The sequence below is a fragment of the Fusobacterium sp. genome, from assembly GCF_030528405.1.
Lineage (GTDB): Bacteria > Fusobacteriota > Fusobacteriia > Fusobacteriales > Fusobacteriaceae > Fusobacterium.
The window spans coordinates 48,190-72,073 of sequence record NZ_JAUMYY010000001.1 but is presented as its reverse complement, the minus strand read 5'-3'; the positions used below and the strand labels follow the sequence as shown (position 1 = coordinate 72,073).

The window sequence follows — 23,884 nt, the reverse complement described above, 5'->3', positions numbered from 1 at the left end:
TAAAAGATTATCTTGTAAAAACTGCATCTATAAGACCGTATTCTTTAGCCTCCTGTGAGCTAAAATAATTGTCTCTTTCTGTATCTCTTAGTATTTCTGATTTTATTTTTCCTGTATTTTTTGCCAAAATTTCAGCTAGCTTCTCCTTTATTTTTAAAAGTTCATTGGCATGAATAGAAATATCTGTAGCTTGACCTCTAAGACCACCAGAAATTAAAGGCTGATGTATCATTATTCTAGAGTTTTCAAGAGCATATCTTTTCCCCTTTGCTCCAGCAGCTAATAAGAAAGCTCCCATACTTGCTGCTTGTCCAACGCATACTGTTTGTACATCTGGTCTAATATAATTCATCGTATCAAAAATAGCAAGACCATCAGTTACGCTTCCTCCTGGACTGTTTATATACATTATTATATCTTTTTCAGGATCTTCAGCCTCAAGATATAAAAGCTGTGCTATTATCGAATTTGCAACTGTTTCATCTATTGCTGTTCCTAAAAATATAATTCTGTCTTTTAATAATCTTGAATATATATCATAAGCTCTTTCTGACTTCCCATTATTATCTATTACTGTTGGACTATACATATTTTTAAACATATTCTCCTCCCTTCTTTTAAATAATACAATAATTAAAATCAACCATTAAACTTAAAAATTTAATTATTCTATCAATTAAAATAAGAAAATTTTAAAGCTAGGGACTTTGTATCTTCAAGTCTTTCAAATTTTATAATAACTTATATTCTATAAGAAATCTAAAAAGATAAATTTACAACAGCCCCTAACTTAAAGTTATTTATTTTCTATTTTGCATTACTAATTACAACATCTATAGCTTTCTTCATCATTATATCTGTATGTAGAGATGCTTTAAAATTTTCTAAATTATTGTATTTCTTTAACTCATTTTCTAAAGCTGTAATATCCATACCATACATCTTTGCAACTTCTTCCATTTTAGATGAAATTTCTTCTGGACTTACTTCAACATTTTCTAATTTAGCTATTTTTGCTAAAATTAAATCTGTTTTTACTTTCATCTCAGCAGAAGGAGTTATTTGTGCTGCAAACATTTCTTTATTCGCTCCCATCATTTTTAAATAATCATCAACTTTGAAACCTTGAGCTGATAGTTGGTATTCCATTTCTCTCATTCTATTGTCAATTTCTGCGTTAACCATAGAAACAGGAATCTCTATAGTAGTATTTTTTGCTATTTCTTCTAATAATTTACCTGTATATTCATTTTCTATTATGTCTTTTTCTCTTCTTGTTATTTCTTCAGCTTTTTTAGCTTTTAAATCTTCCAAAGACTCATAAGATAAAGTTTTTGCAAAATCATCGTTTAATTCTGGCTTTACCAATTTTTTTATAGCATTTATTTTTACTTTGAATAAAGCTGGTTTTCCTGCTAGCTCATTTGAATGATACTCTTCAGGGAATTTTACATTTATTTCTCCCTCTTGTCCCTTCACATATCCTACTAGTTGCTCTTCAAAGTTATCTATAAAACTCTTACTTCCCAGTTTTAATAAATGAGATTCTGCCTTACCACCTTCAAAAGGAACTCCGTCCATAAATCCTTCAAATGCTAGATCAACAGTATCTCCTAATTCAGCTTTATATTCATTTTCTATTACTTCTTCTAATTTAGAATTTGTATTTAACAATGTTTCAATTTCTTTATTTAATCTTTCATCAGTCATTTCAAAAGTTCTTTTTTCTACTTCTAAACCTTTATAATTTGATATTTCAAATTCAGGATAGACGTCTATATCAAAAATTACTTCTAAAGTATTATTCAAGTCTATATTTTTTATTCTTACATAGCTAACTGGCTCTATTTTTTCTTTTTCTATTATTTCTATAAAATTAGAATTAATTGCTTCCCCAGCTACTTCTTCAGATATTTGCTCTCTATTTGCGTTTATAACTGCTTCTTTTGGAGCTTTTCCCTTTCTAAATCCTGGTATTTCAATATTATCAGCAACTTTTTTTACAGTTTTATCCAAAATTGGGTTTAATTCTTCCTTGTCTAAGAAAATTTTTACCTCTACTGCTGATCTTTCTAGCTTTTTTACTTCGTATTTCATTACTTACTTCCTCCTCAATTTTTGTACTGAACATATAAGAAATTCAGCACAACTTATTTTTACATTCTCTATATTTTTTTAATAATATCTTTTAATACTATCTGTATGACCTCTTCATCTTTAAGAACTATCTTTTCTGGATAATAAACTATATCATACACTCTATCCTCATATTTTTTCTCTTCTATTTTCTCCGACATATCAAAGCCTACTGTATTATATTTCACATGATTTTTTATTATTTCTCCATTGAAATGTCTGAAGTCTATTCCAAAGGTCTTTAAATTTCTAAACTTTACATTTTTAGAGTAAAATAAAATATGTGGATTATGTGAACCAAAAGGTCCCATTAAATCTATAAACTTAAAAATTTCGGAATCTATCTCATCAATCGAAACTTCAAAATCATATTTAATAGCTTCCTCTTCGCAATTTTTAATTTCTAATTCATCATTTGATTTTATAAGAGGTGTATTTTTTATTAAATAATCTTTTAAGTCTGTAAGTTTACTTTTATGTATTACAAAACCTGCTGCTAAATCATGTCCACCATATCTCACAAGCAAATGTTTAACTTCTGATAAAAGATTAAAAATACTAATATTAGCCACACTCCTACAAGATGCCTTTCCATAATCTCCCTCAAATGCTATCAGTATAACTGGTTTATGATATTTTAAACTAAGCCTTGAAGATACAACTCCTATTACACCTGAATGCCATTTAGGCGACGAAAGTATTAAAATAGGAGTTTCATCTCTATCTAAACCTATTCTTTGAATTTTTTTCATAGCATCATCATAAATTATTTTTTCTAAGCTTCTTCTTTCTTTATTCAAAGTTTTCATATCTTCAATTATATTATATAGATCAAAGTCATCTTCTTTTATAAAAAAATCCGCTCCAACTTTTGATATCCCAACTCTTCCTAAAGAATTTATAAGTGGTGATATATAATAGCTTACATCTGTTGTTGTCATTTCTTTTTTATTTAACCTTAAATAATTAAGAAGATATGATAAACCTTTTATATTCGTGTTTTTTATTATTTTTAAACCATTTTTTATAATAATTCTGTTCTCATCTATCATGGGAACGACATCTGCAATAGTTCCTATCATTACTATATCAAGATACTTATATATAAGATCCATATCTAGATTTAACCTTATACAGATACCCTGAGCCAACTTAAATGCCACCCCTGCCCCTGATAAATTTTTAAACTTATAATTTTTACTAAGTTTTGGATTTAAATATAGTATCTCATCATCAAAACTTTCCTTAACAGTTTTATGATGATCTGTTACTATTATATCCATTCCTAAACTTCTTGCATATTTAACATCCTCTATACTATTATAGCCTGTATCTACTGTTATAATTAATTTCCCATTTTTCTTATAGAAAAAATCTATATTTTTACGAGAAACTCCATATTCACTTTCAGTTCTGTTTGGTATATAATAATCGACATTATAATTTATATCTCTCAAAAATCTTACCAAAAAAGCTGTTCCACTTATCCCGTCTACATCATAATCACCATAGATAAATATTTTTCCCCCTTCTTTATCAGCTTTTATAATTTTATCAATTATTTTATCCATATTTTCAAAATCAAAGGGATTTCTGAAATCTAAAAAATTTGGATTTGTAAATTTTTCAATATCATAATCAGTCATTAGATTTCTTTTTTCAAATATTTGCCTTAGCAGCTCATGTGATTTTATTTTTTTCCCACTCATGTGCACCACTAAACTTTCAAATCATTTAAAAGCTTAGTGATTCTTATTGCATTTTCAATTGAATTATCTATTTTAACTCTTATTTCAGGAATATATCTTATTTCTACTTCTTCAGCTAATCTCTTACGCAAAAATCCTTTTATTTGGTTAAGATTTTCCAAGAGTTCTTCCTGAGAAAGTTCCTTTTCCGTTTGACCTACCGAAGGTAATACACTAAAATAAGTGTCTGCATATTTCAAATCTTCTGTTACCGAAACTTTTGTAACGCTAACCATTCCGCTTATTTTAGGGTTTTTAATCTCTTCCATTATCACTTTTGAGATAACTCTTAAAATTTCTTTCTCTATCCCAGCGAGTCTTTGTTTTTTCATATAAATCACCTCACCCTATTTTAATGTTCTTTTTACTTCTATCATTTCAAAAGCTTCTACTATATCTCCTTCTTTTATGTCATTGAAATTTTCAACTCCAAGTCCACATTCTTGCCCTACAACTACCTCTTTTGCATCATCTTTAAATCTCTTTAATGATGAAAGTTTACCTTCATAAACAACTATACTGTCTCTAAGTATTCTTATATTTGAATCATTTCTAACTCTTCCATCAACCACAACACAACCAGCTATATTTCCAACTTTAGATACTTTAAAAACTTTCTTTATTTCTATTCTTCCTAAGTAGTTTTCTTTAAATTCAGGTTCCAACATTCCAGATAGAGCTTTTTCAATATCCTCTGTTATATGATAAATAATACTTGATGTTCTTATCTCTACCTTACTTGCTTCAGCTTCTTTTATAGCTTTAGTTGTAGGTCTTACATTATACCCAATTATTATTGCCCCTGCCGTTTCTGCTAGTTTAATATCACTTTCTGTTATGGCACCAGATGCTGCTTGAATAATATTTACAGCCACCTCATCATTAGAAAGTTTTAAAAGTGAGTCTTTTAATGCATCAACAGAACCTTTAGAGTCCGCTCTTAAGATTAAGTTTAATTCTTTTAAATTTTCATGTTCAAGTTGAGCTGATAAGGCTTCCAATGATATAGTTTTCTTTGTCGTTTCTTGAATCTTTCTTTCTTTTCTAACCTCTTCAACTATACGTTTTGCATGTTGTTCATTTTGAATTACATACATTGTATCCCCAGCATTAGGAACATTATTAAATCCTATTACTTCAGCTGGTTGAGAAACTGTAACTGATTTTACTCTTTCTCCTCTATCATTTAATAAAGCCTTAACTTTTCCTTGAACTTCTCCTGCTACAATAACATCCCCTATTTTTAAAGTTCCTTCTTGAACTAATATATTTGCAACAGGTCCTATTTTAGGATCAAGTTTTGATTCCATTACAACTGCCTTTGCTCTTTTTTTAGGGTTAGCTTTTAATTCTAATATTTCAGCAGTTATTAAAATCGTATCAAGTAAAGTATCTAAGTTTAATCTTTGCTTTGCAGAAACTTCAACAAATTCTACATCTCCTCCCCATTCCACTGAAACCAGACCATGCTCCATAAGCTCTTGTTTTACTTTCATAGGATTAGCTTCTGGTTTATCTATCTTATTAACTGCCACAATTACTGGAACTTTTGCAACTTTTGCGTGAGAAAGAGCTTCAACTGTCTGTGGCATAACTCCATCATCTGCTGCTACTACAAGTATAGCTATATCTGTAACCTGAGCTCCTCTCGCTCTCATATCTGTAAAAGCTTCGTGACCAGGTGTATCTACAAAGGTTATTTTCTTGCCTTCTCTTTCCACTTGATATGCACCTATTTTTTGTGTAATACCTCCAGCTTCACCACTTACAACATTAGTTGTTCTAATTGCATCAAGCAAAGATGTTTTTCCATGATCTACATGTCCCATAATCGTTATAACAGGAGGTCTTTCTATTAAATCACTGCTCTTATCTTCTATCTCAAGTGCAAATTTTTCTCCAAATTCTAACTGTACTTCTTCCTCTTCTTCAACTAAAGCATCATAATCCATGGCTAACTCTTCCGCCATTTCTAAACTTAAAGTGCTGTTTATAGTAAGTATTTGACCTTTTAAAAATAATTTTTTTATTATTTCACTGCTATTTATTCCAAGTTTCTCTGCAAAATCACCTAAAGTTAGCTCTCCTCTAAACTTTATTATTTTTACTCCATCTTCTTCAACTACATCAGGTGTTGTCTCAACTGTTTTTAATACGAAGTCCGTTCTTCTTCCCTTTTTCTTCTTACCTTTGTGCTTGCCTTCTTCAAGACTAAAATTCTTCTTATTTTTTTGTTGTTTACTCTTTTTAGATTTTTGACTATGAGAACTTTCCAGTATATCCTCATCGTCTTCCTCTTCTTCATCTATTATCTTTCTTATCGGTTTTTCATCTTTTTTATCTTTTTTATTATATTGTTTAGCAGGCTCTGCATCTGCTACCTTTAACATATTCATTTTAGAGAAATAACTATCTATTTCCTTGACCTGATCCTCATCTAAATTCGATAGATGTGATGTAACGCTTATACCTATATCTTTTTTTAATATTTCTAAAAACTCTTTATTTTTAATAGCATGTTTTTTTGCTAATTCATGAACTCTTGTTTTCATTAAGTACCTCCTTAGTAGACTTAATTATTAGTCCCCTTGCCATATTCTTATCTTTAATACCTATGACATTGACTTCTTCTTTATCAAAAATTTTTCCCAAACTTTTCTTATCCCCAACAAATAAAAAGGGAATTTTATATTCTTTAGCTTTATTTAGTATTTTTTCTCTATTTTTGTCTGCTATATCTTCAGCTATCAGTATATAATAAATATTTTCTATGTTTTCAAAAAATAAATTTATACCAAATATCAGTTTTCCAGAATTTTTCATTGGACTTAATATATTTAAATAGTTTTTCTTTTTCTTATTTATTAAAGTTATCATTTTTAGCAAGTTATCAGTATCCACTTTAAATTTTTTATGTTTTGATAATCTTTCTAAACATGTAGACGATTTACATACATATATCCCTCTTGATTGAGCTTTATAATTACTATCAAATATATATTTTTCTTCATTTGACTTTATGAGCCTAAATAAATCAAATTTATTTTTTTTAGCTCTACATACTACACAACTTCTCTCTGGTACATGATTTTTTTCTGACATTAAATTTCCTCTTCATCATCTAGAACTTTTATATCCACTCTCATTCCTGTTAACCTTGCTGCAAGCCTTGCATTTTGACCGTTTTTCCCTATCGCTAATGAAAGCTGTGAAGGTTTTACTAGGACTCTTGCTGTCCCATCTTCAAGTATATCAACATTTTCAACCTCAGCTGGACTTAAAACTGCCGAAACAAAATCTTTTATTTCTTCCTTCCAAATAACTATATCTATTTTTTCTCCATTCAGTTCATTTACTATATTCTTTATTCTAGTTCCTTTTTGACCAACACAAGCCCCAACTATATCAAGGTTTGGAACTTCTGAATGAACAGCAACCTTAGCTCTGGAACCTGCTTCTCTCGCTAAAGATTTAATTTCTATCATACCTGAACTTATCTCTGGAATTTCTAATTCAAATAATTTCTTTAATAAGCCTTCATGTTTTCTTGAAATAATTATCTTAGGAAATTTATTAGTTCTTTCAACTGAAACTAGAAATACTTTTATTCTTTCACTCACTCTATATATATCCGTTTGAGATTGTTCTGCTGGACTTAACATAAGCTCTATTCCAAAAAATTCTATAAATATATTTCTTCTTTCATCTATTCTTCTAATGATTCCAGTGAGAATATCGCCTTCTTTTTCCTTGAACTTCTCATATATAAATTCTCTTTCTGCCTCTCTAACTTTTTGTATAACTATTTGCTTAGCATTTTGTATGGCATTTCTTCTAAATTCTTCACAGTTTATTTCAATTTTTAAAATATCCCCAACTTTTACTCTCTTTTTAATATTAGTTGCTTCTTCAATTGAAATCTCTTGGTTTCTATCAAGGTTTATTTCATTTTCTACAACTCTTTTTTTTGCATACACCTTAATATCTCCATTTTCCCTATCCATTAGAACTTCAACATTTTCATCTTCTCCATAATTTTTTTTATAGGCTGCTAATAATGCTAGTTCTATTGCTTCTAAAACGCTTTCTTTCTTTATTCCCTTTTCTCTTTCAAGCTCATCTAATGCCTCTAAGAAAATTTTAGAATCCTTAGCTTTCATCTTTTTCTTACCTCCAATTATTAAACTTCTCTAAGTTTTTCATTATTTAGGATTGTAGCTGCGTCAAGTAGATTATTTTAATAATTTCCTTAAAATAAATTCTATTTTTAAAAATCATTAAATTCAAATAAAATATTAGTCTTTCTTATCTCCTTAAATTCTATCTCAACTAATTCTTTATCTATTTCGAAAATAATTTTTTCGTCTTTAACATCCTTTATAACAGCTTTAAATTGCTTTCTATCATTCATTTTATGCTTTAAATGTAAACTTACCTTTTCTCCCTTAAATCTTACAAAATCTTCTATTTTTTTTAAAGGTCTTTCTAAACCAGGTGAAGAAACTTCTAGAAAGAATCTTTTATCTATTACATCTTCAATTTGATTTTCTATTTTAGCACTCAACTTACTGCAATCTTCGATATTTAAATCGCCATTTAAATTTTCAATAAAAATTCTTAGATACCAGTAACCTCCTTCTTGAAGATACTCTACATCAACAAGTGAAAGCTCCATTTCTTTTATGAAAGGTTCTACAATTTTTTCTATCTTTTTTTCAATGTCATTTTTTTCCATTTCATCACCTCTTTCTATTTTTCTATAAAAGTAGGGAGTGGTTTGTCCACTCCCTACTGCCTTTTGTTTATAGATAATTCTAACACAATTTTGAAAAAAAATCAAATTTTTGTTTACAGAACAGTAAAATTTTTTAAAAAATTTTTTCTTTATCTATTGATTTTTTTTAAAAAAGATGTATAATATATTTATGACAAAATTAATCTAGATTTTAGGAGGTGTGTATGTATGTTTACAATAAAAAATTTTATGTTTAAAAGATATGTGAATGCTGCACACATCTGTTTGAACAACATATACTTTTACTCTCTAGTCTCTTGTAATTAATTGACTTTAGTGTTTATTATTTTAAATATTCTTATTAATTATAAAGAAGGAGTGAAGAAAAATGGAAAAAGAAAAAAAAGTAAGTTTTGTTGATGAGGTAATTGAAAGAAAAAAAGAAGAACTAGCTGCATTAAAAATCGGAGATATAAGATATAATTCTTTATTAAAAGAAATTAAAGATTTAGGACTTTCTGACGAACAATATAAAGCTATTAAATTAGCAATAGATAAATATATAAATGTAGATTAAAAAATTTAGGGCTGTTACAATTTAAAAATTTGCAACAGCCCTTTTTTATATTTCTAATATTAAATTTATAAAAAATAATTTTAAGTTTACAGGATATCTAAGCATTTTTTTGAGATAAAGTTTTCCTTTTAAATTTTTATTTCTTTTTACTAAATTTATAAGATAATCAACAACTAATTTAACATTTTCCCTGTTTGTTATGTTGCTATTGATATCTTCTGCAAATTTTATTTTTTCATATAATTTTAAATTTTCAGATTTAATAACAAAATCTCTCAGTGCCTTATATATATTAACTTTTTCCTCTATTTTCTCCTCTGTTTCATATGCCTTTATAAATTTCCCTATAGATTTAAAAGAAACTTCTTCTGATAAATTTATACTACTTTGTTTAAACTTCTTTATGTCTGTGGAAGAAGCTAAAAAAAATTCATAACTATATTTATCCACACCTAACTCTTCGGCTGTAGCCCTTTTTACCCTATAGATTATAGAACGAGATCTTATGGTCGTTAATATATTTAAATGCTTGGACAATAGAATAAAAAAGTTATCTTTAGTAGGCTCTTCAATAATTTTTAATATGGCATTTGCACTCTCTTTTCTTATGTCTTGAATATTTTTTAAAATAAAAACTTTTGCATTTCCTTCATGCGAACTACTGTAACTTTTTTTTATCATATCTCTTGCTATATCTATATTCAAGTTATCTATAACATATAAATCTGAATAAGTTTGCCTATCAACTTTTTGTTTTATACTCTCTATATTTTTCAAATCCTTTATATTTTTAGAAAAGAGATGTTTTGCAAATTCAAGAGCAAGCTCAAAATTTCTTTCTACATCATCTCCATAAAACAAATAAGTCCCTGATTCTCTATCAAATGACAATTCATTTTTTAAAAACTCATCTAACATTATCTTTCTGCCTTTTCAATTTTTCTCAATATTTCTATTTGGTCTAAGGCTAATCCAGCTCCCATAACAACACTTTCAAGTGGATTTTCAGCTAGAGAAACTTTTAAATTTGTATGCTTTGATATCATTTCTGGGAAATTTCTTATAAGCGAACCTCCACCTGTCATAATCATTCCCTTATCAACTATATCAGAAGCAAGTTCTGGTGGTGTTTTTTCAAGTACAGATTTAACAGCCTGTAATATTTCATTTAAAGAATCCTTTATAGCTTCCCTAACTTCTTCCGAACTTATAACAACTGTTTTAGGAAGCCCCATTATTAAATCTCTCCCTTTTACTTCCATTGTTTCTTCTTCTTCAAGAGGAAGTGCAGTTCCTATCTTCATTTTTATCTCTTCAGCTGTCTTTTCCCCAATCAAAAGATTGTATGTCTTTTTTACATATTTAATAATATCAGCATCAAAATTATTTCCAGCTATTCTTATTGTTTTACTGACAACAGTCCCTCCCAATGAAATGACTGCAACATCTGTAGAACCTCCTCCAATATCTATTATTAAGTTCCCTTCAGGTGCTGCTATATCCATTCCTGAACCTAATGCTGCTGCTCTTGCCTCTTCTATTAAGTATGCTTTTTTAGCTCCCGCCGAAATTGCTGCTTCTAAAACTGCTCTTTTTTCTACCCCAGTTACATCTATAGGGACACAGATCATTATTTCTGGCATAAAAAATCTATATGTCCCAAAAATTTTCTTTATAAAATATTTTATCATAGCCTCCGTTATATCATAATCAGCTATAACTCCCTCACTTAAAGGTCTAACTGCTACGATTGAATCAGGAGTTTTTCCTAACATTTCCTTAGCTTCATTACCAACTGCTAAGACCTTTCTCGTTTCTCTTTCCACTGCCACAACTGACGGCTCATTTAAAACTATTTTTTTATGTTTTTTACTGTAAACTAGGGTGTTTGCAGTTCCCAAGTCAATACCTATACTCCTATTTGATTTAAAACTAAATAGCCCCATCTTCATCTCCCTTTATAAATTTTTTTAAAATTTTTAAAATCGTTTCCCTTTTATTTTTTAAATACAGTGCACCTATTATCGCCTCAAAAGCAGTGGCTTCTTTATATTCCATAACTGTACAAGATTTTGGAAAGGTTTTTATATTACTATTTTTAGCTCTTCTAGCTATATTTTTTTCTTCTTCTTCCAGTTCTTCAAACAATTCTTTAAAAAATAAACTCTGTGACTTAGCATTAACTTTAGACTTAACAAGTTTATTTAAATTTAAAATTGAATAACCTTGTTTTATAAAATAATTCCTAACTTCTAGTTCCCAAACTGCATCTCCTAAGTAGGCTAGTTCTATGCCACTATATTCTCTTATATCCTTCTTTATATCTTCTACATTGTCCATGTAGTTTTATCCTTTCCATCTTTTATTTGTATACCCATCTCAAGAAGTCTATCTCTTATTTTATCAGATAAAGACCAATTTTTTTCAGCTCTCGCCTCTCTTCTTAATTCTAATATAAATTCTATAAGCTCTGCTGATATATTACTTACATCTGCTTCCAGTTTTAATTTTATGCCTAAAACTTCTTCTATAACAGTAGTTAAATAGTTATAAACTTCATCCATTACAAGCATTCCTTCTGTTGAAAATTTTCCTTCATCAATAGCTTTATTTGTAGCTTTTATAAGTTCAAATATATAGCCTAAAGCCTGAGCAGTATTAAAATCTTCATCCATAGCTTCTATGAAGTTTTTCTCCATTTTTTCTTTAAAAATTTTTAAATCTTGTAAATTATTTTTACCATTTAAGTTTTCTCTATCTAATTCCTTAACTCTCTTTAATGTGTTTTCAATTCTTTCAAGAGCTGACTTAGATTGATTTAATTCAAAATCAGAAAATTCCATTGGTTTTCTATAATGAGCTCCTAATATAAATAAACGAATTACTCTGCCATCAAATCTTTCAAGTATTTGTCTCAATAGTACAAACGAACCTGATTTAGACATTTTTTCACCATTTATATTTATATAACCATTATGCATCCAATATCTTGCATAAGTTCCACCACAGCCACACTTAGATTGTGCAATTTCATTTTCATGATGTGGAAATATCAAATCTTGCCCTCCACCATGAATATCAAAGCTATCTCCAAGGTACTTTCTTGACATAGCCGAACATTCTATATGCCATCCTGGTCTTCCCTTACCCCAAGGGGAATCCCAACTAGGTTCATTTGGTTTAGATGCCTTCCAAAGTACAAAATCTATGGCAGATTTTTTTATTTCACTTATATCTATTCTTGCTCCACTTTTTAAATCTTCTATCTTTTGCTTTGAAAGTTCCCCATAACCCTCTTTATACTTTTCAACTTCAAAATATACATCTCCATTTGATTCATAGGCATAACCTTTTTCAATAAGTGCTGAAATTATATCTATCATTTCTTTTATATTTTCTGTAGCCTTAGGTCTTATCATTCCCTCTTCTTTTAAATTTAACTTTGATGTATCTTCAAAGTATGCCTCTATATATCTATCAGCAACTTCTTTTATTGTTATATTTTCTTCATTTGCTTTGTTTATCATTTTGTCATCAACATCAGTAAAATTTTGAACATAATTTACTTTAAATCCTCTATATTCAAAATATCTTCTAACAGTATCAAAAAAAACTGCTGGTCTTGTATTTCCTATATGTATAAGATTATATACTGTGGGACCACATACATACATAGACACTTCATTTTCCTTTAAAGGTTTAAATTCATCCAGTTGTCCAGTAAGTGTGTTATATATTTTTATCATTTCCTTCTCCCTTTTTTAATCTTAATATTAACTATTTTAAATAAATTAAATCTTCCTGTGTAGTTATCTTTATATTATCATAATCCCCATGGATAAATTTAATTTTTTTATCCATTCTTTCAACTAACATAGCATCATCTGTAGCTACAATTCCCCTTCTTTTAGCCTCCTCATATGCACCTTTTAAAACTTCAAATTTAAAAGTTTGGGGAGTATGAACTAATACTATAAAATCTCTTGCTGGTGTAGAAATTATTTCATTATCTGTATCTATAAGCTTAACTGTATCTTTTACCTTGACTCCTACAACAGCTCCATCATACCCTTTATCAATAGCTTCCAAAGTCTTCTCTATATACTCTTCTTTTAAAAAAGGTCTAACTCCATCTTGAATAATGACATAGTCCGTTTTTGTAAGTTCCATTAAGGCATTATATATAGAATTTTGTCTTTCTTGTCCACCCTTTATTATTTTTCTTACTTTTGAAAGTATATTTTTTTGCTCACAAAAATTATTCATGTACTCTAAGCTTTCTTCATTTGTAACTATTATAATCTCATCTATAAATTCACTTTCAAAAGCTATTTTTAAACTGGAATAAAATAAAGGTTCCCCCTTATATTCCAAAAATTGCTTTGGATAAGTTAAAGCCATTCTTTTCCCAATTCCTGCAGCTGCTAAAATAAAGCTGACTTTTTTTCCTATTTTAGACTTACCACAGTACATCCAAGACCACCTTCTCCATGACCACCAATTCTAAAATTTTTAACATATCTTGAGGTTTTTAAATATTTAAGTACACCTTCTCTTAAAGCTCCAGTACCCTTGCCATGTATTATATAGACCTCCGTATAAGAATTTAGTGTTGCCCTATCCAAATATGTTTCCAGTTCATATATTGCCTCATCAACCATTTTTCCTCTTAAATCTATTTCATATTTAACAGGACTCTTTTTATGACTACTTACATTGTATACTTTTTCTTTCTTTTCTTCCACTATTTTAATTTCATCAAAAGGAACTTCAAGCTTTAAAATACCTGCTTGAACATTGGTACTTTCTTTTGTTTCATTTATTTTTAAAACAGTTGCAAATTGGTTAATGCTTTTGACAAATACTCTATCTCCAACTTTAAATTCAGCCTTTCTCTTAATATTTTTTACAGCTTCAACAGTTTTGCTCTTTTCCTCTCTCAATGCAGATGAAAGCATATTAAGACTTTTTTGAAGTTTCTGTGCATCCTCTTTTTTGTTTTCTTCCTTTTGAATTTTTTCAACAAGGGCTGATGCTTTAGCTCTCATTTCATTCATCATTTTTTCTGCATCTTCATAGGCTTTTTTTATTATTTCACTCTTTTGTTTTTCAACTAAAAGCATTTCTTGCTTTGCTCTTTCTCTATCTAGTTTTGTTTCTTCCTCAACTTTTGTTATTCTTTCCCTTAAAGTATCAAGTTCTTGAGATTTGTTCTTTATATTCTCTATCATCTTTTCTACTTTTTTATTATCTTCACTTATATAGTTTTTAGCCTTTAGAATTATTTCATCTGCTATCCCCATCCTGCTTGCTATAGTAAGGGCATTACTTTCTCCAGGAATACCTATAAGAAGTTTATAAGTTGGTGAAAGTGTGTCAGTATTAAATTCCATAGAAGCTGTTTCTATACTAGGTTCATTATAACCATAGGCTTTAACCTGACTATAGTGCGTGGTAATAAAAGCCTTACATCTCTTCTCTAATAAATAATCTATTACAGACATAGCAAATGCTGAACCCTCTATGGGATCAGTTCCTGAACCAAGCTCATCTAATAAAACAAGAGAGTTTTTTGTCAAATTTTCTAAAATTTCTTTTATATTTTTTAAATGTGCTGAAAATGATGACAGAGATTGCTCTATACTTTGCTCGTCACCTATATCTGCAAAAATTCCTTCAAAAAAACCAATTTTTGAATTTTCAGAAGCTGGTATAGGAATAGCGGATAGTGCCATTAAAGCAAGCAAACCTGCTGTTTTTAGTGCCACTGTTTTTCCACCTGTATTAGGACCAGTTATAAGTAAAATATTATAATCCTTACCTATTTCAAAACTTAGAGGTACAACTTTATCTCTGTCAATCAATGGATGTCTTGCCTGCTCAAGTGAAAGCGTTTCTTTATTGCTGACACTTGGTATATTGCATTTATTCTCAACACCATATATAGATTTAGCATTTAAAATATCCAAATAAATTATTTTTTCTCCCACATGGATTATATCATCTCTATTGTTTCTTAAAAGCTCGGAAATTCTAAGTAATATTTTTCTTATTTCCTCTTTTTCTTTGGATTCAAGTTCTCTCATCTTATTGTTTAAAGAAACTATTGAAAGAGGTTCTATGAAAACTGTTTGTCCACTTGCAGATCTGTCATGTTCTATACCTTTAATCTGCCCTTTAAAATCATATTTAACAGCAGTTACCATTCTGCCATCTCTTTCTGTTATTATTCTATCTTGAAAAGCATTAGCAAGTGAACCTTCTTCAAAAAGCTCCTCAAACTTTCTTTTTATATTCATATTAAGAGTTTTCTTATGAAGTCTTATATCCCTTAAGTCAAGTGAAGCATCATCTTTAATCTGTCTTTCAATATCTATAGTTTTATTTATAATATCTTCTATATTTTTTAAATTGGGAATATTTCCTATAACTTCCCTTAAATGTTTATATTTCCCTAAATCATCAAGTCTATTTTTAAAAACTCTTATCAATCTTAAATTTACATTTATATCCCAAAGTTCATCAACATCTAAATAAGTTCCTATAAGTTTTATTTTATCTATTAAAATACAAATATTTTTAAGACCTGTGTTTTCAAAGCCACCATCAAATTCTATTAAATCCATAAAGTCTTTGACTGTCTTAAGCTCATTATTTAAGGCCGATAGATCTTTGTAAGGAGCTAGCTCTATAAGTCTATCTCTATTTTCTTCAATTACTATATTTTCCAAAATTTTTTCTTTTAATTTATCAAATTCTAAAATTTTATAACTGTGTACATTCATAACATTCTCCCAAAATTAAATTCTCTTAAATTATAGCACAAATTTAAATATTTATGGTGAAAAATATATATTTTCTTAAAATAATTCAATTCCATATTTTTTATACAAAAAAATAATATAAAATGAGTTAGAATATGTTAAAATATATTTAAAATAAAATTGAAATATTTTAGGTTTTACTGTATTTTCATTATATAAGGAGGGAAATATGAAAAAAGTTTTAATTGCTTATTTTTCTTGGAGTGGAAATTCTGAATACATAGCTAATTTATTAAAAGATGAATTAAAAGCTGATATATTTCATATTCAAACTGATAAAAAATATTCAAATTCTTATGCAGTAGCTGTAGCTCAAGTTGCCAAGGAAAAACTTTCAAAAGAAAAAGTGCAACTTTTAAATAGACTTGAAAATGTTAATGACTACAATCAAATTATCTTAATTTATCCAGCTTGGTGGTTCACCTGTCCAAATGTTGTTCTTTCCTTTCTTGAAACTATGGATAGTAAAGGAAAAACTATATATCCTATCTGTAATCATAATGGTGGTGGACTTGGAAAGAGCATAGAAGATATTAAGAAAATTTGTCCTGATGCTGTAGTAAAAAATGGCTTTGCAATAAAAAAGCCCGATGTTAAAAAAGATAAAACTTTTTCAGCAGTTCTTGAATATATTCAAGCTTAAATAAGTCAATTATAAAAAGCCGATTATAAAGATTTCTTTGGAGAGTGTAGAAAAAAGTTCACACTCTCTTTCTTTGTCTTTATATCGGCTTCTTTATTAACTTACAATATTATAACTAGAAAGTTTTTCTTCCCATTTTTTATCTTCATACTCATCACCTTTATAAAGCAGGTACTGATCTATTTCTATTTTATAATAGATAGTATATACTGAATCATAATCGACACTTAACTCTATTTTTCTAGGTGCAGTCTTAATTATTCTTTTTATACTTTGAGCCCACTCTGCATAAACTATTAATTCATTTTTCCCAGGTTTTAGATAAACAGCTGGTCTTGTCTTATAAAAAAACCATTGAGCTTTTTCTCCATTTATTTCCACTACTCTTATCTGTTCAGCAAAATTATTGTTAAATGAATTTTGTTTTTTTAGTATAAGCAGAGCTGCTCCCTCAACCTTGTTTCTTTCAGCATTTTTCTTTTTAGTGTTTGCATTAACTATCAGAACTATAAAGCCAATAATTACAACTGTCAAAACTATAGTAATCGGGTTTACAGGATATGTTTTAATCCAATTCCCAAAGCCCATTTTTCTAATTAGTTCTATTTGATAAGTAAATATCTCCATTTTTTCTCCCAAATATTTTCCAAATTAGCATTTTAAAAATTAATTACATATTTTGTTCATTATACCATAATTTTAATATTATTCTAAACATCTCTATTCTATAAAGTATTTTAATAAAAAGTCATTTAAACCTATAGTTTTATATTTATATACGAATAAAGGGACTATTACAATAGCATCTATTACTTATTTATTTTTTATTAATAATTCAAGTTTTTCTTCCAAATTTTTTATTCTTTCATCCTGTTTTACAAGCTTATCATTTTGTGAATTTACTATTGATTTTAACTGATTATTTTCTTTTGTAAGTCTATTCATTTCATCTTGTACTATATAGGTAGGTGTATTAGTTGCAGACGTAGAACCTCCCTTACCTAACTTCCAAGCTAGACCTATATTGGCCATAGTCTTTACTCTTCTTTCGCTGCCTATTGCAAGCCCTGCTGTCATTAATACATTTTCACTGAAATAGTGACTCATACCAACTGCTATAGATTGCTTATTTCTATAGTGACCAAAGCCTGCCATTATTTGATTTGGTGCTTGAGGGTCATATTGCATAGGATGTAGAGCTGATAGAGCAGCACTAAGTGATCCAACATGATTTACTTCTGATTTTAAATTTCCTAAATCAACTCTTAAATCTCCAATTACATTATTATCTTGCATAGCCTTATAAAGTTGACTTCCATTTATAGCATCTGTTGATGTTTCAGAAATTTCTCCATCGGCAACATTAGTTACCTTTCTTTTAATTGTGCTTGAACCTACCGAAACTTCATTAGAAGATGACACTGCTGAATTATTACCAAGCGCTACTGAATTTGCTATTCCAGCTGCTATATTTACATTGGAACCCATTACAAAATTATCATTGCCTGCTATATTGTTATCATTCCCAAAGGCATAAGAACGGTGTCCTGTTACCTTGTTTGGATCTCCAAAGGCTCCTGAATTATTTCCACTAACTTCATTTTTATATCCAACTGCTGTTGATTTTTCTCCTGAAACTATATTTCCATATCCCATAGCCATTGAAAAATTACCACTTATAGCATTTTTATTCCCAAATATAAAATTATCTGTAGTATCTTTAGAAATATTATTATGAGCACCCACAACCCATGAATTATCTCCTTCTATTCTATATTTATAGTTTTCTTTATCGTCATATTGCAGAGCTTGAAAATTATACTCTCCTCTACCAAAAGCTCCTGAATTTTTACCTGAAATATAAAGTTGTCCTCCAGTAGCTATACTCTTTTCTCCATCCACTGTATTTCTATGACCAAAACCTATACTAAGATATTCATTAGTTTCATTCCAAGTACCAAAAGCTGTACTAACAGAACCTCTTGCTTTGTTTCCAGATCCAAAAGCTGAGCTTCCTCCCCCTTCTGCAATATTTCCACTACCAAAAGCTATATCAGACATTTTTTTTACAGTATTATTACTTCCAAAAGCATCACTAAATAGCGAGTATGTTTCATTATTTCTACCAAATGCCGTGCTAGATCCTCCTTTAGTGTGGTTCTCTAACCCAAATATTAAACTATAATTTCCTTCTGAAGTATTATAAGAACCAAAAGTTTGACTGTTCGCACCCTTTGCAGTATTTTTAAAACCAAAAGTTGAAGCGAAACCTCCTTCTGAAGTATTATAAGAACCAAAAGATTGACTGTAATTTCCACTTGAAATATTCCCTCTACCAAAAGTCATACTTTCATTGCCAGTTGATGTATTGAAATTTCCAACAGCAACACTTAAGTTATTGTTTGCTTTATTTGCTGTTCCTACAGCTGTTGCATAAAGTTTTTCAGTTGATTTTTCAGGATTTCCTGCTTCATTTTTTCTAATAATTTCATCTCCGTCATAATCTATTTCTTTATAGCTTTGACCTATTGCAATACTTTTATCTGAATGTGCTACACTTCCATCACCTAACTGATATTTGTCTGCAAATAATTGTTTACCATAAAAAATTAGTAATACACACATTAAAAATCTAAAATTTTTTTTCACAAAATCCCCCCAAAAAATAAAATGATTTTAATTTTAAAAATAATTACATCTTTAAAATCAACCATTATAGTGTAATATAATATTAATAAAAACGCAATAGTTTTATGTATTAAATTTTAACATTTTTTAGTTTTAAAAATAAAATATTTTTATTACATTACAAAAATTTTTTCTTAATTCTATATAAAAAGATTTATATCCATACTTACACTTTTTCCAGTTCTTTTATCAGCTGATAAAAATCCTCTTTTTATCCATTCATCTTCAGAAGGTCCATGAACCCAAATTATATATTTTTTATTAGCTTTAATCCTCAATCTTATACCATATATTAGAAAATAAAAGTATTTTACATATTTTATCTCCTTTATCTCTTTTAATGGGATAATATTTAAAGTTCCATCCCAATTTATTAAAAATTCTTTTGTAAATACATAACTATACTTCTTCTCCTCTATACTATCTAAAATTTTTATTTCTTCCTCTGTTGCCGTATCATAAATTTTAAAAAGAAGCTTTTCCTTATATTTTTGTCCTGAATAAATCTTAAAAAACAAAAAAAGAGCCCCAGCAATAACAAGTATTAAAGTTCTCTTCGGAATAATTGAAAATGCTGGCTCCCAAAAATTAAATGCTTCTCTTATGGAATATGCTCCACTTGAAAAAAGAGAAACATAAATTATTACTATGGAAGTAAAAACAAATAAAAAAGGTATCATTATTGATAAAAACATCCTTCTTAAACTAAGTTTTTGATACATCTTCATAAATGCATAGTCATATATAAATATTTCTTTGTTTTCTTCTTCATTTATATCCACTTTATAATGTAGATAAAGTTTTTTTATATTATTAAATGTAGGTTTTATAGTTACTATAATAAATATTCCTATCATAGCAAGAATAATATATTCTTCTTGAGCAACCAAAGCTTTGCTCTCAAATCTTAATAAAAGTTTTATAAATAAGACTGTTAAAATTCCAAATATTGTTAGATTCCATATAACTAAAGTCCATAAGCCAAGCTTTTCATTTTTTTTCATTTTTAGCCTCCTAAAATTAATATAAAACTTTAGTAATTGCTAATTATATAAGTCTACCTGTTCATCCAATTCAATTACTCCAGTAATAACTTGTTTTTTTAAATTTTCTTCATTTAGCTGATCAATTCTCAATAAACTTATATCAATTCCTAAATCTCCTACCACATGAATAAGATTTCCCCTTTCTCTTATTAAACAAGTGGCAAATCTTCCCTCAGGTATAGTAACTACACTGTCATAATCAACATAATATTGAGTATTTTCAAAAATCTCAGGAGTACTTATTCCAATTAATATCTCCAATTCATAAAAATGAACTAAAGTTTCTTCCAGCTCTTTCATTTTTGCACCTTTTTCATAATACATAAGCTTATCCATTGCAATATCAAGTGATAGAGCAAATCTATTGCCTTTATCCTCTTTCCATTCAATAACAGAGCTACATAATTTTATTTTCCTCTTTTGTGTCTTTATTATATAAAGTACATACCACTGCAAGCGAGGCGACATAAATTTGATACTCAATTCCCCCTTATTAATTTTTATTTCTTGTCCATCCCAATACAAGATTGCAAAATCATCATAAAGTTTAATACTTCCTTCTTCTTCTTTGCTCCCCCAATACTTAGCTACTAAGTAAGTAGGTACTAACATACAAATTGGAATTAAGCCAAATATTAGGTATATGACATACTTTTTATATTTTTTCAAATATAGAGGTAAATATTCTGGACCTTTAATAATTCCAGAGTAATAAATAATTATAGTATAGATTAAAAAACCTAAAATTACACCTGAAATAACCATAAAATATAGCATAGTTTCAGAATACTTATTATATCTAAATTTTATCTCAGACATTTAGACTACTCCTTTTTTAATTTTACCACCAAACTTTAGTTATCAAGAAATTATAAAGTAACACAACAGGAACTATATATGTTATTAATAAAATAACTAAGGCTATCAGTCTTTTAGGTGTTGGACCAGGCTTATGTGTCGCTACATCATTTTTAAGAATAGTCTTTTTTACTAAGAAAAACATAGGAATAACTATGATAAGTGGCAAAAAAGCAACCACAGCAAATATAGGATAAATAGGTACTACCATTTTTAGACCTCCTTTAAATTCTTTATTTTTTCTCTTATAATATTACTTACTCTCTTATCTTAAATTAAATATTTTCCAATAACCCATCAACATAGTCCTTTTCAACTTTAAACCAAGAAAGTAGCTTTTCGGCAACCTTTTCTTTTACCTCATCATTTACATAATTTAAACATCTTTTGAGAGCAAAAATCATTCCTATAAAATCATCACTGTAGCCAACTAAAGGAAATAAATCAGGTGCCAAATCGAAAGGTAAGATAAAATAGCCCAAGCAGCCAAGTATCAGTGCCTTATCTTTTTTAGAAACCTCAGGTTTTTGAAGTACATAATAAAGTGTCAGAACATAAGCCGTGCTTTTTAAACCTAATTTTTTTGCAATTTTCTTTAATTTATTCCAAAAAGCATTATCTGAAAATTTGTCTTTATACTTATAGTATTCCTCCTCTTTCCAATCTTCTATTCTTTTACTCATTTTTCCTCCAAATTAAAATATCTTAAATTCATGTTTTCTAAAACCTTATAATTTTTATGTGTATACACTTTATTTTACAACTTTAATATAAAAAAAGGAAGTTATTATAAATTTTTCAATTAATAATAAACTCCCTAATTTATTTTTATTTTATAAAAACCAATGATAGCCATGGAATATAAGTTATCATAGCAAGAGCGACAATAGCTGCTAAAAAGAAAGGTATAATTAACCTAAACATACTATCTAACTTTATTTTAGCAACAGCAGCTCCTACAAAAAGATTACAGCCATAAGGTGGCGTACAAAGTCCTATAGCTAAATTTACTGCCATTATAACTCCAAAGTGAACAGGATTTATTCCTAATGATTTTACTGTTGGTAAAAGCATTGGAGCCATTACTATTATTGCTGGAACCGTATCCAAAAATAATCCAATGAATAGAAGTATTAAATTTATAAAAAATAGAATTACAAAAGGACTATCTGACACTGTTGTCAAAAATGTTGAAATCATTTGTGGAACTTTTTCAAAAGTCATAAATGTAGAGAAAACTGTTGAATAACCTAGTAAAAATGAAGTTATTCCATTTAGGACTGCTGCATCTAAAAGTGTATTATAAAGTGCTTTTAAATTTAAATCTTTATACACAAAATAACTTACCAATGCAGAATAAACAACTGAAACACAGGCAGCTTCAGTTGGAGTAAAAACTCCTGAATAAATTCCACCTAAAATAATTGTTGGTGATAATAACGCCCAAATTCCTTCTTTTGTTGCAAGCCATATTCTCTTCAATCTATTTTTTAATATCTCGGCTAGAGTATCTCCTTCTTCTTCCCTTTCCCTCACTTCTATTTTATTTTTTTTACAAAAAACTATATTTATAGTTAAAAATACCAACCCTAACAGGATTCCTGGTAAAACTCCTGCTAAAAATAAACTTGGAACAGGAGTATTTGTTGTTGCTCCATAAAGTACAAAAGACAGGCTAGGAGGAATGATAGGTCCCACTATTCCACCAAAACAAACTAAAGTAGCTGCATATTCAGAAGGATAACCCTTTTTCTTCATCTCTGGTATCATCATTCCACCAATGGCTGAGGTAGTTGCCATACCAGAACCAGATAAAGCCCCAAAAAACATACATGCTAAAATTGTAACACAACCTAATGCTCCTGTCACAAAATCTATCAGTGCTGAAGCAAAAGCAACAATTCTTTTAGCTATACCTCCAGTTGACATAATTAATCCAGCTAGCATAAAGAAAGGAATTGCCATAACTGTAAATGAATTTATCCCTGAAAAACAATATTGAGCATTTACAACCATATTTAAATTGGAACAAAAATACATGGAAACCATTGTAGCTCCACCAATAGCAAAACCAACTGGCACTCCTATCATTAACATCAAAAATAAGACTATAAAAAGTACTAAAAAAGTCACTATACATCCCCTCCTTTTCTTAAAGAATTGAAGGAAGATTTTATTATTATTAAATTCCTTAGCATCATTATTATGCAGCCTATTACAACTGATAAATAGCCCCAAGACATACTAATTTTTATTCCAGCGAAATTAATATGAGCCTGTGAAATTACAAGTTCCATTCCATAATATGCTGTTACAGCACAAATACCAAATACAACAGCTTCTGATAAAATTTCACAAATTAATGCATTCCTAGGTGAACATTTATCTACAAACATCGTTATCTTTATATGTTCTTTTCTCTTTGCACCTATACTTATTCCTATCCACGAAATCCAAACAAACAAAAACTTTCCTAATTCCTCAGACCAAGATAGTGAATTATTAAAAACATATCTCATAATAACTTGACCAAAAATTACTAGAACCATAAGTGCAAACATTATTACTAAAACAATTTCCTCTAAACTATCAAGAAAATTTACTATTTTGTTTTTCTTCTTCATAATTT

At 28.7% G+C, this 23,884-nt stretch carries 24 protein-coding genes; 2 read left to right on the top strand and 22 right to left on the bottom strand.

Annotated elements, in window-relative coordinates:
• Positions 1–7: 7 nt before the first annotated feature.
• The 8 genes from clpP to rimP all read right to left on the bottom strand — a co-directional run bounded on the left by clpP (position 8) and on the right by rimP (position 8,619).
• Positions 8–589, bottom strand: coding sequence for an ATP-dependent Clp endopeptidase proteolytic subunit ClpP (gene clpP / locus Q4A58_RS00335; RefSeq protein WP_303115388.1), 582 nt, complete (start codon positions 587–589; stop codon positions 8–10).
• Positions 590–807: 218 nt separating this feature from the next.
• On the bottom strand, positions 808–2,097 hold the full coding sequence (gene tig, locus Q4A58_RS00330) for a trigger factor (RefSeq protein WP_303115376.1): 1,290 nt from the start codon (positions 2,095–2,097) through the stop codon (positions 808–810).
• A 68-nt stretch (positions 2,098–2,165) separates the two neighbouring features.
• Entirely contained in the window at positions 2,166–3,845 is a 1,680-nt protein-coding gene (gene recJ, locus Q4A58_RS00325) for a single-stranded-DNA-specific exonuclease RecJ (protein WP_303115375.1), read from the bottom strand.
• Between the two features lie 8 nt (positions 3,846–3,853).
• Positions 3,854–4,216 carry a 30S ribosome-binding factor RbfA gene (gene rbfA / locus Q4A58_RS00320; RefSeq protein WP_303115374.1) on the bottom strand — a complete coding sequence of 121 codons (363 nt, stop codon included), beginning with the start codon at positions 4,214–4,216 and terminating at the stop codon, positions 3,854–3,856.
• Between the two features lie 15 nt (positions 4,217–4,231).
• Positions 4,232–6,436, bottom strand: coding sequence for a translation initiation factor IF-2 (infB, locus tag Q4A58_RS00315; protein WP_303115372.1), 2,205 nt, complete (start codon positions 6,434–6,436; stop codon positions 4,232–4,234).
• Complete coding sequence (locus Q4A58_RS00310) at positions 6,417–6,986, bottom strand: DUF448 domain-containing protein (RefSeq protein ID WP_303115371.1); 570 nt, start codon at positions 6,984–6,986, stop codon at positions 6,417–6,419. The genes infB and Q4A58_RS00310 overlap by 20 nt, the downstream gene beginning before the upstream one ends.
• A complete protein-coding gene (gene nusA, locus Q4A58_RS00305) occupies positions 6,986–8,044 on the bottom strand; it encodes a transcription termination factor NusA (RefSeq protein WP_303115369.1) in 1,059 nt (352 codons plus the stop codon). The genes Q4A58_RS00310 and nusA overlap by 1 nt, the downstream gene beginning before the upstream one ends.
• A gap of 107 nt (positions 8,045–8,151) precedes the next feature.
• Positions 8,152–8,619, bottom strand: coding sequence for a ribosome maturation factor RimP (gene rimP, locus Q4A58_RS00300; RefSeq protein ID WP_303115368.1), 468 nt, complete (start codon positions 8,617–8,619; stop codon positions 8,152–8,154).
• 388 nt (positions 8,620–9,007) lie between these two features.
• On the opposite strand from rimP, the gene Q4A58_RS00295 reads away from it, so the two are divergent.
• The gene (locus Q4A58_RS00295) at positions 9,008–9,196 is read left to right on the top strand and encodes a hypothetical protein (protein WP_303115367.1); all 189 of its coding nucleotides are present in this window, start codon (positions 9,008–9,010) and stop codon (positions 9,194–9,196) included.
• 45 nt (positions 9,197–9,241) lie between these two features.
• Here the strand turns inward: Q4A58_RS00295 and Q4A58_RS00290 are convergent, their stop codons facing one another.
• Genes Q4A58_RS00290 through Q4A58_RS00265 form a run of 6 tightly spaced genes read right to left on the bottom strand, consistent with a single transcriptional unit; the run spans position 9,242 to position 15,981 of the window.
• On the bottom strand, positions 9,242–10,114 hold the full coding sequence (locus tag Q4A58_RS00290; RefSeq protein ID WP_303115366.1) for an ATPase: 873 nt from the start codon (positions 10,112–10,114) through the stop codon (positions 9,242–9,244).
• Entirely contained in the window at positions 10,114–11,142 is a 1,029-nt protein-coding gene (locus Q4A58_RS00285) for a rod shape-determining protein (RefSeq protein ID WP_303115365.1), read from the bottom strand. Before Q4A58_RS00285 ends, Q4A58_RS00290 begins: the two co-directional genes overlap by 1 nt.
• Positions 11,129–11,536: a ribonuclease III domain-containing protein gene (locus tag Q4A58_RS00280; protein WP_303115364.1), complete on the bottom strand. Its 408-nt coding sequence runs from the start codon at positions 11,534–11,536 to the stop codon at positions 11,129–11,131. Before Q4A58_RS00280 ends, Q4A58_RS00285 begins: the two co-directional genes overlap by 14 nt.
• Positions 11,524–12,942, bottom strand: a complete 1,419-nt coding sequence (cysS, locus tag Q4A58_RS00275; protein ID WP_303115362.1) for a cysteine--tRNA ligase — start codon at positions 12,940–12,942, stop codon at positions 11,524–11,526. Before cysS ends, Q4A58_RS00280 begins: the two co-directional genes overlap by 13 nt.
• A 31-nt stretch (positions 12,943–12,973) precedes the next feature.
• Positions 12,974–13,669, bottom strand: a complete 696-nt coding sequence (gene ispD / locus Q4A58_RS00270) for a 2-C-methyl-D-erythritol 4-phosphate cytidylyltransferase (protein ID WP_303115360.1) — start codon at positions 13,667–13,669, stop codon at positions 12,974–12,976.
• Positions 13,645–15,981: an endonuclease MutS2 gene (locus Q4A58_RS00265; protein WP_303115359.1), complete on the bottom strand. Its 2,337-nt coding sequence runs from the start codon at positions 15,979–15,981 to the stop codon at positions 13,645–13,647. The genes ispD and Q4A58_RS00265 overlap by 25 nt, the downstream gene beginning before the upstream one ends.
• A gap of 208 nt (positions 15,982–16,189) precedes the next feature.
• Between Q4A58_RS00265 and Q4A58_RS00260 the strand changes: the two genes are divergently transcribed.
• Positions 16,190–16,663 carry a flavodoxin gene (locus tag Q4A58_RS00260; RefSeq protein WP_303115357.1) on the top strand — a complete coding sequence of 158 codons (474 nt, stop codon included), beginning with the start codon at positions 16,190–16,192 and terminating at the stop codon, positions 16,661–16,663.
• A 96-nt stretch (positions 16,664–16,759) separates the two neighbouring features.
• Here the strand turns inward: Q4A58_RS00260 and Q4A58_RS00255 are convergent, their stop codons facing one another.
• The 8 genes from Q4A58_RS00255 to Q4A58_RS00220 all read right to left on the bottom strand — a co-directional run bounded on the left by Q4A58_RS00255 (position 16,760) and on the right by Q4A58_RS00220 (position 23,879).
• On the bottom strand, positions 16,760–17,290 hold the full coding sequence (locus Q4A58_RS00255) for a hypothetical protein (RefSeq protein ID WP_303115355.1): 531 nt from the start codon (positions 17,288–17,290) through the stop codon (positions 16,760–16,762).
• 186 nt (positions 17,291–17,476) lie between these two features.
• The gene (locus tag Q4A58_RS00250; RefSeq protein ID WP_303115353.1) at positions 17,477–19,312 is read right to left on the bottom strand and encodes a YadA-like family protein; all 1,836 of its coding nucleotides are present in this window, start codon (positions 19,310–19,312) and stop codon (positions 17,477–17,479) included.
• 179 nt (positions 19,313–19,491) lie between these two features.
• Positions 19,492–20,355, bottom strand: a complete 864-nt coding sequence (locus Q4A58_RS00245) for a hypothetical protein (protein WP_303115350.1) — start codon at positions 20,353–20,355, stop codon at positions 19,492–19,494.
• A 39-nt stretch (positions 20,356–20,394) separates the two neighbouring features.
• On the bottom strand, positions 20,395–21,216 hold the full coding sequence (locus tag Q4A58_RS00240) for a hypothetical protein (RefSeq protein ID WP_303115348.1): 822 nt from the start codon (positions 21,214–21,216) through the stop codon (positions 20,395–20,397).
• A gap of 22 nt (positions 21,217–21,238) precedes the next feature.
• Positions 21,239–21,466 (bottom strand): hypothetical protein, encoded by a 228-nt coding sequence (locus Q4A58_RS00235; RefSeq protein ID WP_303115346.1) that lies wholly within the window; start codon positions 21,464–21,466, stop codon positions 21,239–21,241.
• A gap of 64 nt (positions 21,467–21,530) precedes the next feature.
• Positions 21,531–21,938 carry a YkvA family protein gene (locus Q4A58_RS00230; protein ID WP_303115344.1) on the bottom strand — a complete coding sequence of 136 codons (408 nt, stop codon included), beginning with the start codon at positions 21,936–21,938 and terminating at the stop codon, positions 21,531–21,533.
• 145 nt (positions 21,939–22,083) lie between these two features.
• Positions 22,084–23,388, bottom strand: coding sequence for a TRAP transporter large permease (locus tag Q4A58_RS00225; RefSeq protein WP_303115343.1), 1,305 nt, complete (start codon positions 23,386–23,388; stop codon positions 22,084–22,086).
• On the bottom strand, positions 23,388–23,879 hold the full coding sequence (locus Q4A58_RS00220; protein WP_303115341.1) for a TRAP transporter small permease: 492 nt from the start codon (positions 23,877–23,879) through the stop codon (positions 23,388–23,390). The genes Q4A58_RS00225 and Q4A58_RS00220 overlap by 1 nt, the downstream gene beginning before the upstream one ends.
• Positions 23,880–23,884 lie beyond the last annotated feature (5 nt).

Excerpts from the sequence above, each read along its gene's own strand:
- Q4A58_RS00220 (WP_303115341.1), bottom strand. The coding sequence starts at position 23,879 with ATGAAGAAGAAAAACAAAATAGTAAATTTTCTTGATAGTTTAGAGGAA.
- recJ (WP_303115375.1), bottom strand. The coding sequence starts at position 3,845 with ATGAGTGGGAAAAAAATAAAATCACATGAGCTGCTAAGGCAAATATTT.
- Q4A58_RS00265 (WP_303115359.1), bottom strand. The coding sequence starts at position 15,981 with ATGAATGTACACAGTTATAAAATTTTAGAATTTGATAAATTAAAAGAA.
- rbfA (WP_303115374.1), bottom strand. The coding sequence starts at position 4,216 with ATGAAAAAACAAAGACTCGCTGGGATAGAGAAAGAAATTTTAAGAGTT.
- Q4A58_RS00245 (WP_303115350.1), bottom strand. The coding sequence starts at position 20,355 with ATGAAAAAAAATGAAAAGCTTGGCTTATGGACTTTAGTTATATGGAAT.
- Q4A58_RS00290 (WP_303115366.1), bottom strand. The coding sequence starts at position 10,114 with ATGTTAGATGAGTTTTTAAAAAATGAATTGTCATTTGATAGAGAATCA.
- ispD (WP_303115360.1), bottom strand. The coding sequence starts at position 13,669 with ATGTACTGTGGTAAGTCTAAAATAGGAAAAAAAGTCAGCTTTATTTTA.
- tig (WP_303115376.1), bottom strand. The coding sequence starts at position 2,097 with ATGAAATACGAAGTAAAAAAGCTAGAAAGATCAGCAGTAGAGGTAAAA.
- cysS (WP_303115362.1), bottom strand. The coding sequence starts at position 12,942 with ATGATAAAAATATATAACACACTTACTGGACAACTGGATGAATTTAAA.
- Q4A58_RS00235 (WP_303115346.1), bottom strand. The coding sequence starts at position 21,466 with ATGGTAGTACCTATTTATCCTATATTTGCTGTGGTTGCTTTTTTGCCA.
- Q4A58_RS00240 (WP_303115348.1), bottom strand. The coding sequence starts at position 21,216 with ATGTCTGAGATAAAATTTAGATATAATAAGTATTCTGAAACTATGCTA.
- Q4A58_RS00285 (WP_303115365.1), bottom strand. The coding sequence starts at position 11,142 with ATGGGGCTATTTAGTTTTAAATCAAATAGGAGTATAGGTATTGACTTG.
- Q4A58_RS00260 (WP_303115357.1), top strand. The coding sequence starts at position 16,190 with ATGAAAAAAGTTTTAATTGCTTATTTTTCTTGGAGTGGAAATTCTGAA.
- clpP (WP_303115388.1), bottom strand. The coding sequence starts at position 589 with ATGTATAGTCCAACAGTAATAGATAATAATGGGAAGTCAGAAAGAGCT.
- infB (WP_303115372.1), bottom strand. The coding sequence starts at position 6,436 with ATGAAAACAAGAGTTCATGAATTAGCAAAAAAACATGCTATTAAAAAT.
- Q4A58_RS00295 (WP_303115367.1), top strand. The coding sequence starts at position 9,008 with ATGGAAAAAGAAAAAAAAGTAAGTTTTGTTGATGAGGTAATTGAAAGA.
- rimP (WP_303115368.1), bottom strand. The coding sequence starts at position 8,619 with ATGGAAAAAAATGACATTGAAAAAAAGATAGAAAAAATTGTAGAACCT.
- Q4A58_RS00310 (WP_303115371.1), bottom strand. The coding sequence starts at position 6,986 with ATGTCAGAAAAAAATCATGTACCAGAGAGAAGTTGTGTAGTATGTAGA.
- Q4A58_RS00255 (WP_303115355.1), bottom strand. The coding sequence starts at position 17,290 with ATGGAGATATTTACTTATCAAATAGAACTAATTAGAAAAATGGGCTTT.
- nusA (WP_303115369.1), bottom strand. The coding sequence starts at position 8,044 with ATGAAAGCTAAGGATTCTAAAATTTTCTTAGAGGCATTAGATGAGCTT.
- Q4A58_RS00230 (WP_303115344.1), bottom strand. The coding sequence starts at position 21,938 with ATGAGTAAAAGAATAGAAGATTGGAAAGAGGAGGAATACTATAAGTAT.
- Q4A58_RS00280 (WP_303115364.1), bottom strand. The coding sequence starts at position 11,536 with ATGGACAATGTAGAAGATATAAAGAAGGATATAAGAGAATATAGTGGC.